This window comes from Microcystis sp. LE19-131.1A, assembly GCF_027532015.1.
GTDB classification, from domain to species: Bacteria; Cyanobacteriota; Cyanobacteriia; order Cyanobacteriales; family Microcystaceae; genus Microcystis; species Microcystis ichthyoblabe_A.
The window spans coordinates 23,049-37,982 of sequence record NZ_JAPZSS010000136.1 but is presented as its reverse complement, the minus strand read 5'-3'; the positions used below and the strand labels follow the sequence as shown (position 1 = coordinate 37,982).

Sequence of the window (14,934 nt, the reverse complement as noted above, 5' to 3'; positions counted from 1 at the left end):
GACAGGAGCCAGAAAAAGATATTTATCAGAAAAGTCATGATCAAGCTAGAGGTTTAAAGACTGATCGGGTTCCAATTATTTTTATTAATAAATATTTTACACAATTCATACCAGGTAAGCAAGAGGGCTACGCCACTACTATCAAATCATTACCGAAATCTCTAACTGACTTTTGACAAGTTTCTGTTGGGAAAGACGGCTTTTTTGTCCTTCTATTCTCTCCTCGATTTGTTGTATTTCCTTGCCGATTAATAGAGAATCTAGGGTTAAAATCGGTTGTCCTGCTTTCACCTCTTGGCCTTCACGGACATAGATTTTTTCCACTTCTCCTGCGGTGATTGCGTCGAGTTTGACCAGGGTAAGCGCATCTTAACAATCCTTGACAAAATGAACTTTATGTGAGTTGCTTACCCAGAGAGCGATTCAGGCATATTTGAGGAGAATTGGCCATCTCAATTGTTAAGCAAAAATTGACCAAATGGGTCGATTTCGTAACTATTCTGATTGACTGGTATCACTTGAAATGCCCATGCGGATCACAAAATTGGCCAATTGTCAATAGCGTTTGAGATGCTCTCACCCTGAATAGGGAGATGATGTTGGGTTTCCGTTGTCAATCCAACCTTGCAAGATAGGCGTATGCCTTCGGCATCGCACCTGATACCTTAATAGCTAAGTTGCTTGTTTGCCAAATTCAGGAACAACCAGGTTGACTTCCTTCGAGTTGTAACCAAATGCTTCTACCTGAGACTTGATCAAATCAAGAGCATCATAATAAGCAAGGCTTTGTCCTTTATAGAAAGAAGAGTCCTCTCCTTTTATGTCAGCTTCGTTAATTTTTGCGAGGGATTCATTGTACTTTTCTTTGAGAATAAGTGCATGATCTTTGATAAAGTTAACAGATTCTGTGTTCATAGCCCTCTCTCCTTGAGTAGGCCTTCTAGTATAGTCTTTTGCTCGCTCTGCCGATTTATGCCACTTTGCCATTTATCGGGAAGAGCTTTTTGCTGTCTAGGATCAAGATTATCAAAATCAGGTATAAATTTTTGGGGAGCTTCAATCTTTTTTTGATGTTCAGAAATTTGCTTGTTTATAGATTCAATTCCTTTTCGGATTTGAGAGTCTGGCTTTTTGGCATATTCGTTATAGAATCCAGAGTGCTTACCCCCTTGTTTGGCAATATTATATGGGTCATTCACATTAGTCACATCATCCACTTTATCAACAGCCTTAGTGGCTACCAACTGTTGATTCTTCACTATTATACCTCTCCAGAAAAGATTTTTGATAAGCTCTTAGTCAGGGCTTCATCTCTTATTTTGACAATTATTGGAGAGGTCTATTTAGCAGGGTCAGTCCACACTCACCCGCATCAATATAGGAGCGAACAAACTCTATCTGAGTTTCTTGCATCACTTCTGTGGTAAGACGATTTTGCCTAATTGAGTTTTCGGTAAGTTTTAGGGGAATTGTTGGGTTTCCTTGCGTCAACCCAACCTACCAGATCGGCGATCGCCTTGAGTTAAATTTGAGAGAGTTCGCGTTCACCCGCTAATTTCAGTGCAGAAGCGGCTTCAGGAATATAGGAAGTTTTCGTTTTAGAGACCATACCTCCCTGTTGTTCCCGTAATTGTTCTAGACGCATGGTACTCCAATCGGTCAGCATCGAGTTACCTAGCCGGGGGGCCAATTTGTTAATTTTCTCGACGGCGGAGATAGCTAATTCATCCATCTGTAGGGAAGCTAGATAGCAATCACAGGCGATGTCTATCTCTCCTAATCGTTCGTGACATTGGCCGGCCATAAACCAAGCGATCGCCATTCCAGGTGGGCCGAGTCTAGTGGCAGAACGATAGATTTTCGCCGCTTCTTCAAATTTATTTTGTTTCAGTAAAATTTCCCCCAGTTGCAGGCGATAACGAGAGTAAAGAGGTTCCATCGCCACCATTTTCTTCGATCTCTCTTCGGCGAGATCGATATCGCCTAACCAGAGAGCTTCTTTTGTTCGGCTCTCGAGAACCGTTATGAGAGTGTCGTAGGCGGAAAGTCGTTCGCTCTCGTTTTTACACTCGCGAGTTAGTTCTTCCGCCAGGGATTGACAGATATCCATTTCACGGACAACCGTTTCTCGTTCACCCCGCAGAAGTGGAGCGAAAACAGCCGCACGCTTGAAAACACTGGTTAAATGTTTAAAATCGAAACGATCGAGGGAAGGTTCGACGTGATGGAGTGCCTCCTTGGCTACTTCTCGCCAATGGGCGACCGCCGCTATATCTTGAAAGGCAGTAGCCTGCAAAACGATTAATTCTACGGCCGCCCCGAAAGCCACCAGGCTTTCTTTAGAAGCGTATTGAAAGATTCGTTGAAAATCTTCGAGATTTTCTGATGTACCAATATCTTCTTGACAAAGGATTTTAGACATCGCCAGGCTGTAAGCCAATCTAGCGAACGTGGGGTCTCTGCCAATGTTTTCATCGCTAATTGCGGGAATATAGCGAGTAATCGCTTCATGAAAGCATAAACTCGATAATAGATCGACCGTTTTCACTTGAGTAGCGGGTGAAAGCTCACGATAATGCTCTAAATGCTCGCAAAGAACTCTCCAACGTTCGGTTCTCAACTCATCGGGGAGGGCGAGAGGATCGTTAATTGGGTATTGAAAAAGACCGGTCTCTCGAATCAGTTGCTCTCGAAAAGAAGCAGAGTGAACGAGAGAAACTGGGGACTCTGATGGTGTATCGAAACCTCCTACTTCGGAGACAAGGCTTCGATAACTATAGTCAATTCCCTGAATATGCCAAGCACCAGATTGATAGGGACTAAGATCGAAATAAGGACGATGGCTCCAAGGAATGGGAAGATCGTTTAAAGACAACATACATACTCTCAATAATGCAATTTGTACCCGTTAGTGTTTTCACGATAGCTAACATCTGCATAAAATCCCGAAGACTTCGGTATTTGGCTCTCTTGGATTTAGTGGGTAAAATGTATTCTAAGATACATTCCTCCTAGCGAGGGGGTGGAACGAACCACAAAGACACAAAGGACACAAAGATTGATCGATCCTATGTAAGTTAAACTTATCACACAGAACCTAGAAGAGCCGGTATTTTATAAATTAGTAGCTGATTTGACTTGGGTGCATCTCAATATTACAGAAATCCCCACTGCCGAGTAATTACGGCGGATTCAGGATTAGTCTGGTACATTCTCCACGCCGAAAGGCTTATCCAATAAGAAGTTGTCTGTGTCAGATGGATAGAGGAACCGCCGTATCAGTTAAATTAATACAAACATCTGAACAATCGCGTGTGAGCATCTCATTAAAAAGCTAATGCTCTCCAGCGTTCAGGGGGGGGTAGAACCCCCAAAGGCTTGGATTGAGTAATAGAATCGCAAACAATGCGCAATTCTACCTCTTGGAGACTTGCGTAGGAATAATATCCCGGCCAGACAATTGCTCTGTAGAAGAATCAGACAAGCCCTAAAATGGCACATTATCCACGGACCGTAGGTACTTATAATAGTGGACCACTTACTGCGACCTTCCATTTGACAGTCCATTTGGCAGCAGCAGCACCGCCCGCAACTTGACGTAAGGTTTTAAAAGCGGTGATACTTTCTGGACTGTCGTTAGCGGCATCGGTGCGAAACTCGATAATTTCGTCAGTCACCGTGTTTTTGAGCTCGTTGATTTTGATGTTAGCCATGAGATGTATTCTCCAAATTTTCGCTAAATGAATGAATCAAATTATTGATTCAAGAAAACAATAACAATTTTTCAACATCAGATCAACTATCAAAATCGAACAAAAAAAAGATAATTGAGTTATTTATGTTCTTTTTGAAAGACTGTTTTTTGCGAAAACATCATCAAAACCGATTAAACAACGGGCTTCCAAGCTATTTAAAGAAACAAAAATAAGTAATTTATGTACAAAAAACTCTGAACTTGTCTTGTTGGAAGCAAAGAGAACCAACCAAGCTAACTGAATTGAGTTATTTAGGGTTTGCTGAAAAAGTTTGTTGATGGGGTTAGGAGTCAGGATTCAGTAGCCGGTCGTCGGTCGTTTCAGGCTTTGTTGCCCTCCTTTTTTGTACTAGCTTGCGTACCACAAGAAGGATAATGCCAAGTTTTTGAAGGTCACAATCCTATTTTCGCAGCACTAACATCAGACTTTAACAGGTCAAAAGCCTTATTTTAAAAGGGTTTTATCATTATTCAGCAAGCACTATTTATTTTTTTTATTAACTGGGAATTCTGTTAATGAATAGATTCAGGAATTTTTAAAAGTGTATGTATTAAAAATCGCTTTGTTGGTTTTTATGCTGAATAAGCTCACTCAAGAATAATCGGATTATTGGTATTTTATTAATCCATATTGTATTAATTTTATAGTAAAATAATCCGTAGGTTGGGTTAAACGAAGTGCAACCCAACACAAAACATGAAGAATAATAGGGGGATGATGTTGGGTTTCATGCTTCAACCCAACCTACAAAATAGGCGATCAGCCTTCTGTAAAACTTCCGCAGTGACCGACTCGCTTAGATAATACTCCCCGCAATTCTGACAGATATCCGCAGGGACTTGTTTTAAAATCACGATACAATTATCTCTCTCTAAAGTAACGGTAACAAAACCCGATCGAGTCGTACCATATTTACAGATCACACATTCCATAGTTCTTATCTTCACTTGCTACGTTTGCGGGGTGAGTATTACCCACCCCGTCCACAATTAATTACTTAACTCGTATTTTATTTCCTGAATCTTCTCCTTTACCCAACCGTTAAACAAATCAACACCGATTTTCAGAGCCAACTCCTCGGTTAATTTTGGTTTAAGGATTTCCTCGACAAAAATCAGGTGAAAACCCCGATCGCCTTGCAGCGGTTTCAACAATCGAGAAGAATCCGATGCGAAAATTGCGGACGAAAGATTCGGTCGTAAATCCTTACGGTAAACAGTACCGCGATAACCCCCCTTGCGTCGTAATTCCACATCCTCGATATAGCGATGCGCTACTTCCTGAAAGCTGATTTCCTCCTCCTGAATTGATTCATACAACTCCTCCGCCATCGCCTGATCTGCTAACACTACCTCATAGATCACCGCGCCAGTATAATCTAGCTGGTGTTCCACAAAATAGGATTCAATTTTGTCTGCGAAAAGATGTTCGGCTAATTTACCCGATAGTAAATTGAATTGAACGATCTCCTCGAAATCATCTAGGGATAAGCCCTGTTTTTCCAACCAATTCCATGTATCTTTGGCGTTATGTAATTCATTGGCGAGACGGAATTGATCGGCCGCCTGTTGTAACTCGTCAGTCGTGTTTTTAATCCCCGCTGCCGTGGCGGTTTCGGTGATGATTTTCCGACCGATAATTCCCTCGACTATTTCGGGAACTTTCCCCGATAGCTTAAGCTGTTGGATAAGGTCTTGATTGCTGATGGTGATACTATGGGACATAATGACTCCTGAAAAAAACTACAGTTTTAACCCATCTTTTTGTAGATCCTTAAAGGGATCGAGGATGTAATCGATCACCCGACGCTGACGGACGATCGCTTCTGCGGTAGCCGTATCTCCCGGATTGAGGGGAATACATTGATTTCCCTTTTGAATACAGGAGCGATCGAGTTGAATTTCTAGCTCGAAAACGTTAATTTTTCCGTTGGGCGTTTCCTTCTCGATCGCCGTCGGTGATTTCTTGGTGATCTTGCCGCCGATAATGCCGTAATCCTGAAAAGGATAGGCATCGAACTTGACTTTTATCGGCATACCGGCGCGGAGAAATTGACTTTGATCCGTGGGCATTTCTGCCTTGAGAATAAACCGGGAGCCTTTCGGTGCTATCTCCGCAACCCGCGTTCCCGACTGCACCACCGCACCCGCGCGTTTAATCGGTAATGAAAAGATTGTGCCGTCGGTATTCGCCTTTAAAACCCTCTGACTTAGTTGGATTTGGAGCGCTTGCCGTTGGCTCTCGCTTTGGGCGATTTCCGATGCCAGTGTTGCGATCTCCGTGTCTAGATTGTTAATCTGCTCCTGTATCCTTAAGAGTGCCAACTCGTTGGAATGGCGGAGACTTTGATAACCCCGCTGCCGCTCCTGTAATTGCAGACGCGCTTGGGCGATATCGGCGCTCGTTTGTTGACTCGTCTGACGGTAGGCACTTTTTAATTCCGCTAGTTTATGTTGATTTTCTTTTACCTCCGCTTTTCCCCGCTCGTAGAGTTGTTGGCGCTCCTTGGCATTGTCCTCGCGCTCGATGAATTGCACCTCCGATATCGCGCCATCCTCCCACGCTTTTCGGTAGCGATCGACTTCTTTTAAAGCCGTTTCATAACGACTTTTGAGAATCGGATAATCGGTCTGACTTTGTGCGAGGGCGGTTTTCGCTTGATTGACTCGCGCTTGTTGTTCTTCTAGGGATATTTTGGCCTTCTTGATTAATGCGTCCACATTCTCCCGCGCTTGTTCGATCGAGGCTTCTTTTTCCGCTGCTGCCGCGCGATTTTGTTGGCTTTGGGTGGTTAAAGAAATCTCTAACTGACTTTTGACAAGTTTCTGTTGGGAAAGACGGCTTTTTTGTCCTTCTATTTTCTCCTCAATTTGTTGTATTTCCTTGCCGATTAATGAGGAATCTAGGGTTAAAATCGGTTGTCCTGCTTTCACCTCTTGGCCTTCACGGACATAGATTTTTTCCACTTTTCCCGTCGCGATAGCATCGATTTTGACTGTTTCTCCTTGGGGTTCCAGTTTTCCTGGTCCGACACCGGTTTCATCGACTTTTGAGAATATCGCCCAGGGGAGAATGATCGAGACGAAAATAATCAGAAAATAGAGTAAACCACGCGTCCAGGGTAGGGGTAAAGTATCGATCAATTCTTTGGTATGGAAAGACCAGTTATCGCGCTCTCTGTCTAGATTGGTTGTCATAGTTATTCACTCAATTGATTAGAATTCAAATTACGGTAAATTCCAGGTCTGGCCATTAATTCTTCGTGGGTTCCACTATCGACTAATACCCCTCGATCGAGAACGAGAATACAATCTGCGTTCCGCACCGTAGAGAGGCGATGGGCGATAATCACCATGGTGCGATTCTGCCGAATTTTCTGGAGATTTGTTTGAATAATCCGTTCCGATTCGGTATCGAGGTGGGAAGTGGCTTCATCGAGGATTAATAACCGCGGCTCTCCCATCAACGATCGAGCGATGGCGATCCGTTGTCTCTGTCCCCCAGAAAGTAGCCCTCCACCCTCGCCGATCTGGGTTTCGTACCCCATCGGCAGTGATTGAATAAAGTCATGAATTCCCGCTAATTTCGCCGCGACCACCACATTTTCTAGGGGGTGATCGGGATGACCTAAACTGATATTTTCCCGAATCGTGGAACCGAAGAGAAAGGTATCCTGATCGACGACTCCCACCTGTTGCCGGAGGGAACTGAGGGCGATCGTACTCAGATCGTAACCGTCGATCGATATCTTCCCATCGGTGGGGGGATAGAGGCCGATCAGTAATTTCGAGATCGTGGTTTTTCCCGAACCGCTCCGACCGACGATGGCAACGGTTTGACCGGGTAAAATTTCAAAACTGAGGTTTTCTAAAACATTCTGATCGCTGTCGGTGTGGTAGCGAAAGGTGACATTTTCAAAGCGAATATGTCCCTGTAATTCTGGGAGAAACTGACGGGAAAGTTCCTCTAAATTCTCCTCCGGCTTTGCGTCTAGTACATCGTTAATGCGCTCGACGGCGATATTGACTTCTTGAAATTGCGTCCAGAGAACGGTTAAGCGTTGAAAAGGCGCGATGATCTGGGCAAAAAGCATATTAAAGGCGATCAATTGTCCGATCGATAATTGATTTTGAATCACTAGATAGGCACCGAAACAGAGTAACCCCGTCGTCGCTAAAGATTCGATCAGATTACTGAATATCTGGAGATTATTGCCGATGATCTGCCCGGAGAAATTTTTCTTGACCTCCACCGAGAAAAGGTCTTCCCAGTGCCAACGGGTTGAGCGCTCTGTGGCGGTAGATTTGACGGTACGAATACCGGTTAAAATCTCGATCAGGTAACTGCTTTCTTTAGCGATCGCCTGAAAAATATCCCGGGATATTCGCTGGAGAAAAGGGGTAGAAATTAACGCAAGGAAAAAGAACGGTGGCACGATCGCCAAACTGATGAGGGCTAATTGCCAGCTATAGCGGAACATCACCGCCACATACACGAAAACCGTTAATAAGTCAAGTAAAATCGAGAGAGCTTCCCCAGAGAGAAAACGCTGAATCTTGCGATTTTCCCCGATGCGGGAAATAATATCGCCCACATAGCGGGACTCGAAATAACCGAGGGGAAGGCTGAGGGTATGGCGGATAAAACCGGTGATTAATGCCGTATCGATACGATTAGCGGTGTGATCGAGGAGATAGGCGCGTAAACCGGTAATTGCTACCCGAAAAACCCCGAAAATTAGCGCACCGATCCCCATCGCCCAAAGGGTAGTTAAGGACCCCTGGACGATTACTCGATCGAGGATTAACTGGGTGAAAATCGGCGTAATTAAGCCGAATATCTGGATAAAAAGCGAGGCGACGAAAATTTCCAGCAGCACGAACCAATGGGGTTCCAGTAAGCGATAAAACTGCCAGAGAGAGGTTTTATCCTCTTTCGTGTCCTGGAATTTCTGGTTCGGTTGGAGCAGCAGGGTGAATCCCGTCCATTTACTGGCGAATTCGGCACGACTTAGGGTTAATTGCCCGATCGCTGGATCGCCAATAATCACCTGTTTGGGGGTAATTTTCCAGATAACAACGAAGTGTTTGCCTTCCCAGTGAGCGATCGCCGGTAGGGGCTGTTTCCCTAATCCCTCTAGAGTCGCTTTTACCGGACGGGTGGAGAGGCCGATATTTTCCGCCGCGGTGATCAGTCCCGACAGGGATGCCCCGTCGCGGTTGACGTTGGCCATTTCCCGCAAACGGTTGACGCTGATTCTTTTGCCCCAATAACGGGCGATCATGACTAAACCGGCCGCCCCGCAATCGGAGGCGGACTGTTGCTCGAAGAAGGGATAACGGCGGAGGGATTGCCCGATCCAGTGACCTAACCGCTGCGCCGGAGAGGGAAAATAGGCTCGATCGCTTTTTTTGTCCGTTTCTTCTGTCTTCGTCCCAAGAAGTTGCTCAATTTCCCGCGCCCGTTGCAGTAATGTTTTTTTCAGGGCGGGGTGTTTTTTCAGGATCGGCCTCAGGGCGGACTCGGGGATAAGAAGTAGTTCCGCCTTCACCGAGACTCGAACCGAGTAGGGCAGAAAACCCGATCGGGGAAAGAGGGTGAATTCTCCAAAAAATTCGTCGGTTTTGAGCGCGATCATCTCTTTTTGCTGCGAGTTCGCTATGCGAACTTTGCCGCGAACGACTAGATATAATCCGGGCTGTAGGGACAAAGTACCCGCTTCGGGAGAGAGGGTGATCGCCGTTTTCTGGAGACTCCGCCACTGGGTTTCGGACAGGAATTCTGGCCAGGGATTGACGAGGCTGTGAGTATCGAGCATAGTTGTTTTAAGCTTTGGCTGAAGGAGAAAGATCGATGATGCGGATCGGCTGTAGCTGTTTGCGGAGGCGATTGACGTGGGTGGGGGTGAGCGCGACCCCGAATTCTTTCTCTAGATGCTGCGCTAACCAAACTCCCGACCATCGGTTAAAGGAATAGCCGAAATCCCGGGGGGATTTACTAATCAGTTCTCTCAGGCGATCGAGGTAAAATTGATCAACTTTGGAAGGGCGACCGCGGCGGTATTTCTGCCAGTGATCGATCTTGCCACTCTCGGCGATCAGTATCCATTTACTAGCGGTGGCGGCAGTACAATCGAGAAGCTTACGGATCTCGCCCGGGGATTTGCCCTCGTCAGCGAAAAGAATGATTTGAATCCGTTTGCGATCGATATCGGGGATATTTGGTTCTGTTAAGATTTCGAGAAGTTGCTGACGTTGGGATGGGGATAGATATTTACCGGTGCTTGATGACGTTGACATAGCCTTTGCAACTATAAGTAAAAGCAGACAGCAGCAGGTCGGAGCGTTGAGGCAAGAAAGATGTACTAAGTTGTACAATGGGCTGACTTCCCCGGGTGACGATCTCTTTCGCTGTCCTTAAATTATTATTGTGGCTGCGAAAGTGAAAATTATGCAGTCTATTAAATTCTTTTGCTCTCCCCCGATCAAACCTCTCTAACACCTAACCCCCATCACCCCCCGCAACGCACACGCAGTGACCACCCCATCTCCCTATCTCCCTATCTCCCTATCTCCCCACTAGCCACTGATAACTGATAACTGATAACTGATCACTGATTGCTGACTACTCAAAATCGTTATGACTATGATATAGTTGTTAAGGAATGTAAAAATAGTTGCATTTTCCCAGAAACTAGATTAAGGAGATTAAGAGTATGACCGCCGAAGGTTGCTTAAGAGTCGGACAAGCGGCGCCGGATTTCACCGCGACCGCCGTTTTCGATCAAGAGTTCAAAACCATCAAATTATCGGATTATCGGGGTAAATACGTCGTTTTATTCTTCTATCCCCTCGATTTTACCTTTGTTTGCCCCACGGAAATTACCGCTTTCAGCGATCGAGTTAGCGAATTTAGCAGTATCAACACCGAGATTTTAGGGGTGTCCGTCGATAGCGAATTTGCTCACCTCGCATGGATTCAAACCGAGAGAAAATCCGGCGGTGTGGGGGATGTGGCCTATCCTTTGGTGTCGGATCTGAAAAAAGAAATCAGCACCGCTTACAATGTTCTTGATCCTGATGCGGGGGTATCCCTGCGTGGTCTCTTTATCATCGATAAAGAAGGTGTTATCCAACACGCTACTATTAATAATCTTTCCTTTGGTCGCAGTGTCGATGAAACCCTCCGCACTCTGAAAGCGATTCAATACGTCCAATCCCATCCGGATGAAGTTTGTCCCGCCGGTTGGCAAGAAGGCGATGCTACCATGGTTCCCGATCCTGTGAAGTCGAAGGTTTACTTCGCAGCAGTTTAGTTAAAGTTCGTCAGAAGTCCCTCAGCTATAGATGGGGAGAGACTTTTAAGGGGGTGAATTATTTCACCCCCCATTTTAATCGGAAAATTTTCTGGAAAATTGGCCCTATTAGCCATGACCTCATCTAGAATACTGGCCAGCAAGTCTAGAAAGAGTCACGGCAATCTATGACTACCAGTAATTATGATTCCGAGTTGACAGTTTTGGGATTACCCGCAGCCAAAGGTAGATGGTTATTAATACCTCTAGGAATGGGCGTTTTACTCTGTTTAGGGACGGTGTACTCTTGGAGTATCTTTAGAAAACCCCTAGAAACAGAGTTAAATCTCAGCGCCACGGAAAGCTTACTACCCTACACTGTGGCCCTAGTGTTTTATGCCGCTTCTATGCCAATCGCTGGTTTTTTTATCCCCCGGGTAGGTACTCGCAGGATGACCGCTATCGGCGGAATTATCGTCGGTTTAGGCTATATTCTCGCTAGTTTTGCCGCTCAGATCCAGACAATTATTCTGACCTACGGAGTCATTGCCGGCACAGGAGTCGGCATCGCTTACGGTGTTCCCATGGCAGTGGTGGCACGCTGGTTTCCCGACAAAAAAGGTTTAGCGGTGGGTTTAACTATCATCGGATTTGGCCTTTCTCCCCTGATTACCGCACCTTTAGCCAATCGATTAATCAATGAATATAGCGTTAGACCAAGTTTAAGATTTTTGGGGATTATCTTTACAATAATTATTGTAATTATTGCGATCACAATGAAGTTACCCCCTCAAGACTGGCAACCTCCCGCCAATTTAGCTAATCGAAAATCCGACTTTCAGGCTAATTATCCAGTGAATATGCTGAAAAGTCGCTCATTTTATGGCTTATGGCTTTGCTATGCCATTGGTGCTTTAATTGGCTTGAGTGCTATCGGTATTTCTAGTCCCGTCGCTGAGGAAATTATCCAGATCGAGCCGGGGTTAGCCGCTAGTAGTGTTGCGCTATTTGCCTTGTTTAATGGTATTAGTCGTCCTTTGTTCGGTTGGTTAAGCGATCGCTGGAAACCCCATTATTTAGCGATCGGGGCCTATACACTCATTTTGATCGGTTGTCTGTTGATGGTCAAGGCTGAAAAAGGGGCGGTTACTAGCTATCTAGTGGCTTTTTGTCTATTTTGGTTCTGTTTAGGGGGATGGTTGGCCCTAGCTCCCGCTACCACTCTCCACTTCTTTAATCCTGACCACTACGCCCAAAATTACGGTATTGTTTTTACTGCCTACGGTGTTGGTGCTTTGATCGGAACTTTAGTAACCGGTAGAATTCGCGATTGGTTCGGTACTTACACTTATGCTTTTTATGCTATGGCTGTATTGGCAATACTGGGCATTTTTCTCGCGAGTGCCTTACTGAAAAGAGAGCGATCGCAGCTATCAAATCCTAGCTAAGGGAGTTAATCTTACCCTAGAGTAGATACTGCTGCTATTTTATAGTTTAAAAGACTCGAAAACGGAAGAAGAATCAGATGGGTAAATAAGGGACTTGCGCTTTGATAATGTACCTTTTGGGCGAACGCAGTTCGCCCCTACATTGTGGACAAAATCCGTTACTGTAGGGGCGCAAGAAACCGGCACCCAAATGTCTATTTTTAGGCTCAGTGATCGATGAAAATCTCTAATGAGAGACTTGCACTTTGATAATGGGCCATTTAGGGCTGGTCTGATTCTTCTACAGAGCGATTTTCTGGCTGGGATATTATTCCCACGCAAGTCCCTAATATTATTGTAGGGGCGAATTGCATTCGCCCTCTTTTAATAACTTCTACTGCTCACCAATAGGTGAGAGAAAGTCCCAAATATGAGATGCACCCCAGCAATTCTAAATTTAAGGTTTCATGAGATAACTGCTATACTGCCCATGAACATTGACCAGATAGGGAACTAGATAAGTCAGTAATGCCGCCAGCCAGCGATCGCTTGTCATACGACCGCTTATTATAGCATAACCGTGGTTAATTGTCAATAAAATTGTCCCCACTACTACAGCCACTTTTATCCCAGTGGGGGCAAATTGGGGGGACAATAAAGCCCGAAAATAGCCGATAATTCCTTTCATTGCCTATAAATCGCACTCTATCAGGCGAGTAAAACAAAAAGTCACCATTTTTAACCCGTAGGGAGACTTCCACCAGAGAGCGGGAAAACAGCCTTCTGGAGCTGCTAGACTAAAATCCCAGTGATCATAATCATCGATACGCCACTGCTCTTTGTCGCGCCATCCCACCAATTCCCCAAATTTTTTAATCGTTTCTGCGTCTTGGGTACGCAGGGTGTTAATACTACCGCCGGCGGCAAAATATAACTTCACCTGATTGCTAAAACCGAAATGATCGCCGCTATAATTTTTCCAAAGGCGATCGAGTACCCGAATCACATTAACGGGAAACCGCATCATATCCTCTGGGGTTAAAGTATCGCGGGTTCTGCCGGCAGTTTCGAGGATAACTCGGAGAGTTTCTGCGTCTGCCTCCCTAAAGTTCCCCTCAGCTAGTAATTGCTGTAATTTACCATAGCGCTCGATGTCTGGTACTAACATCTGCCGCGCTTCGATGAGGGCAACCCGTTCGGTTAAAGATTGCAATTGAGCTAAAATATCCTGAAGTTGGACGTTAATATCTGACATAAATGTAAGGGAGGTTTGTTGACTGCAAAAATTACCGATTTATCGGCAAAATAATTATTGATTTACCGCTTCTAATCTTGACTTGACAAAGCGATTCATCCATGCTTCTAGATAGATGCGATTGGCTTTTTGTTCTTTTAAATCTGTGGTAGTTAAAGGGTAAGGTGCTAATCCTTGAATGGCTGCCGTTGTCACACAAAACATCGACTTTTGAAAAGTTTCGCAGATCTGGACTAATAAATCTTCCTCTTGACGAAAACTCTTTTTATAAATGTCGTGCAGATAATCTGGCAAAAAGTGACGCATATCCTGCATTAATAGTGTGGGAGGAATCCCTGCACCTCCGATGGGTAAAGGATCCGCATACAAAGCACCATAGGCAAACATTCCTTGATCGTAGGGAATTTGATAGGCTTGGGCATTATAGGAAATTGTACCGGGAAAAGGTGTTCCGCGAAAGAAAACCGCCTCAACGTAGGGGATTGCCGTATCTGCAAGAAAGGTTAATCCTGCCGATTTGGGGATCAGATCATAGGTTTGTCCTTTGATTTTTACCTGATAGACAATTGCTTGACTAGCATTATCGACTAAATTTTTCTTAATGTGTGCCACCACTTCGGGAATATTGGTAATTTTTCCGACATCGTAGAGATCGGATAAACTTAAAAAAGTATCGGCCATAATTCGCCAAAATTGACCTAAACCGCTATAGTAGGCCATCATCCGCATTTGTTCTGGCAAAAATTCAGGAAAGACTTTATTTAAAATTAGAACTAGGGGATTATTCCTAAATTTGGCTTGAATAACTTTGGCTGTCACTTCCCGAAAAGCGGCACTATCTACATAAGTATCTAAACCACCCCCACCATGCCAAAACATGGCTTTCATACAGTATTCAGCATACTCAAAATTAATGCGATTATGCCACCAGTGTTGTAGTAATTTCTGCCAAGATACTTGACCATTAAAATATTTAAAGAAAGGGAAAAAAACCAAAAACTGATTTTCCGCAATATAAATTAAATTTTTGGAATAAGCATCTAACACCACTCCGTAACTTTTCAGGATACCCACTACCTCGATCAAATTCTGGGGAGTATCTTTTAACAATGCTTCCCCAGCAGTGAGACGCTCAATATAGGATGCTAGGGGATGAGAGGAGGACTTGACAGGGATAGTAACCATGCTAGAAGCTTGATAAAA

General features: G+C 44.6%; 15 protein-coding genes. 2 read left to right on the top strand and 13 right to left on the bottom strand.

Annotated features, from left to right (window positions below):
- Positions 1-141 precede the first annotated feature (141 nt).
- From O9323_RS11540 to O9323_RS11495, 10 genes are all read right to left on the bottom strand, one after another.
- Positions 142-324: a biotin/lipoyl-binding protein gene (locus O9323_RS11540; protein WP_002752487.1), complete on the bottom strand. Its 183-nt coding sequence runs from the start codon at positions 322-324 to the stop codon at positions 142-144.
- Between the two features lie 348 nt (positions 325-672).
- Positions 673-915: a hypothetical protein gene (locus tag O9323_RS11535; protein ID WP_002737863.1), complete on the bottom strand. Its 243-nt coding sequence runs from the start codon at positions 913-915 to the stop codon at positions 673-675.
- Positions 912-1,259 carry a hypothetical protein gene (locus tag O9323_RS11530; protein WP_002752485.1) on the bottom strand — a complete coding sequence of 116 codons (348 nt, stop codon included), beginning with the start codon at positions 1,257-1,259 and terminating at the stop codon, positions 912-914. Before O9323_RS11530 ends, O9323_RS11535 begins: the two co-directional genes overlap by 4 nt.
- A 263-nt stretch (positions 1,260-1,522) precedes the next feature.
- Positions 1,523-2,878: a tetratricopeptide repeat protein gene (locus tag O9323_RS11525; RefSeq protein ID WP_002752481.1), complete on the bottom strand. Its 1,356-nt coding sequence runs from the start codon at positions 2,876-2,878 to the stop codon at positions 1,523-1,525.
- A gap of 643 nt (positions 2,879-3,521) precedes the next feature.
- Positions 3,522-3,677 (bottom strand): hypothetical protein, encoded by a 156-nt coding sequence (locus tag O9323_RS11520; RefSeq protein ID WP_288125139.1) that lies wholly within the window; start codon positions 3,675-3,677, stop codon positions 3,522-3,524.
- Positions 3,678-4,489: 812 nt separating this feature from the next.
- Entirely contained in the window at positions 4,490-4,687 is a 198-nt protein-coding gene (locus O9323_RS11515) for a type II toxin-antitoxin system MqsA family antitoxin (RefSeq protein ID WP_002752476.1), read from the bottom strand.
- A gap of 57 nt (positions 4,688-4,744) precedes the next feature.
- Positions 4,745-5,479: a peptidylprolyl isomerase gene (locus O9323_RS11510; protein ID WP_288125138.1), complete on the bottom strand. Its 735-nt coding sequence runs from the start codon at positions 5,477-5,479 to the stop codon at positions 4,745-4,747.
- 18 nt (positions 5,480-5,497) lie between these two features.
- Complete coding sequence (locus O9323_RS11505; protein WP_002735232.1) at positions 5,498-6,952, bottom strand: beta-barrel domain-containing protein; 1,455 nt, start codon at positions 6,950-6,952, stop codon at positions 5,498-5,500.
- A 2-nt stretch (positions 6,953-6,954) separates the two neighbouring features.
- Positions 6,955-9,573, bottom strand: a complete 2,619-nt coding sequence (locus O9323_RS11500; RefSeq protein ID WP_288125137.1) for an ABC transporter transmembrane domain-containing protein — start codon at positions 9,571-9,573, stop codon at positions 6,955-6,957.
- A gap of 7 nt (positions 9,574-9,580) precedes the next feature.
- On the bottom strand, positions 9,581-10,054 hold the full coding sequence (locus O9323_RS11495) for a helix-turn-helix domain-containing protein (protein ID WP_002737347.1): 474 nt from the start codon (positions 10,052-10,054) through the stop codon (positions 9,581-9,583).
- 416 nt (positions 10,055-10,470) lie between these two features.
- Here O9323_RS11495 and O9323_RS11490 point away from each other — a divergent pair, with 416 nt between their 5' ends.
- Complete coding sequence (locus O9323_RS11490) at positions 10,471-11,070, top strand: peroxiredoxin (RefSeq protein ID WP_002752469.1); 600 nt, start codon at positions 10,471-10,473, stop codon at positions 11,068-11,070.
- A 167-nt stretch (positions 11,071-11,237) separates the two neighbouring features.
- A complete protein-coding gene (locus tag O9323_RS11485; RefSeq protein WP_288125136.1) occupies positions 11,238-12,497 on the top strand; it encodes an L-lactate MFS transporter in 1,260 nt (419 codons plus the stop codon).
- Between the two features lie 436 nt (positions 12,498-12,933).
- Here O9323_RS11485 and nrtS read toward each other — a convergent pair whose 3' ends face one another.
- From nrtS to O9323_RS11470, 3 genes are read right to left on the bottom strand one after another with little or no spacing between them, the layout of a single operon-like run.
- On the bottom strand, positions 12,934-13,164 hold the full coding sequence (gene nrtS, locus O9323_RS11480; RefSeq protein WP_193978879.1) for a nitrate/nitrite transporter NrtS: 231 nt from the start codon (positions 13,162-13,164) through the stop codon (positions 12,934-12,936).
- A 3-nt stretch (positions 13,165-13,167) separates the two neighbouring features.
- Positions 13,168-13,731 carry a GUN4 domain-containing protein gene (locus O9323_RS11475; RefSeq protein WP_288125135.1) on the bottom strand — a complete coding sequence of 188 codons (564 nt, stop codon included), beginning with the start codon at positions 13,729-13,731 and terminating at the stop codon, positions 13,168-13,170.
- Positions 13,732-13,785: 54 nt separating this feature from the next.
- Entirely contained in the window at positions 13,786-14,916 is a 1,131-nt protein-coding gene (locus O9323_RS11470) for a CO2 hydration protein (protein ID WP_130758239.1), read from the bottom strand.
- Positions 14,917-14,934: the final 18 nt, after the last annotated feature.

Bases quoted from the DNA above. Each gene is read 5' to 3' on its own strand.
- O9323_RS11535 (WP_002737863.1), bottom strand. From the start codon at position 915: ATGAACACAGAATCTGTTAACTTTATCAAAGATCATGCACTTATTCTC.
- O9323_RS11525 (WP_002752481.1), bottom strand. From the start codon at position 2,878: ATGTTGTCTTTAAACGATCTTCCCATTCCTTGGAGCCATCGTCCTTAT.
- O9323_RS11515 (WP_002752476.1), bottom strand. From the start codon at position 4,687: ATGGAATGTGTGATCTGTAAATATGGTACGACTCGATCGGGTTTTGTT.
- O9323_RS11510 (WP_288125138.1), bottom strand. From the start codon at position 5,479: ATGTCCCATAGTATCACCATCAGCAATCAAGACCTTATCCAACAGCTT.
- O9323_RS11505 (WP_002735232.1), bottom strand. From the start codon at position 6,952: ATGACAACCAATCTAGACAGAGAGCGCGATAACTGGTCTTTCCATACC.
- O9323_RS11500 (WP_288125137.1), bottom strand. From the start codon at position 9,573: ATGCTCGATACTCACAGCCTCGTCAATCCCTGGCCAGAATTCCTGTCC.
- O9323_RS11495 (WP_002737347.1), bottom strand. From the start codon at position 10,054: ATGTCAACGTCATCAAGCACCGGTAAATATCTATCCCCATCCCAACGT.
- O9323_RS11490 (WP_002752469.1), top strand. From the start codon at position 10,471: ATGACCGCCGAAGGTTGCTTAAGAGTCGGACAAGCGGCGCCGGATTTC.
- O9323_RS11485 (WP_288125136.1), top strand. From the start codon at position 11,238: ATGACTACCAGTAATTATGATTCCGAGTTGACAGTTTTGGGATTACCC.
- nrtS (WP_193978879.1), bottom strand. From the start codon at position 13,164: ATGAAAGGAATTATCGGCTATTTTCGGGCTTTATTGTCCCCCCAATTT.
- O9323_RS11475 (WP_288125135.1), bottom strand. From the start codon at position 13,731: ATGTCAGATATTAACGTCCAACTTCAGGATATTTTAGCTCAATTGCAA.
- O9323_RS11470 (WP_130758239.1), bottom strand. From the start codon at position 14,916: ATGGTTACTATCCCTGTCAAGTCCTCCTCTCATCCCCTAGCATCCTAT.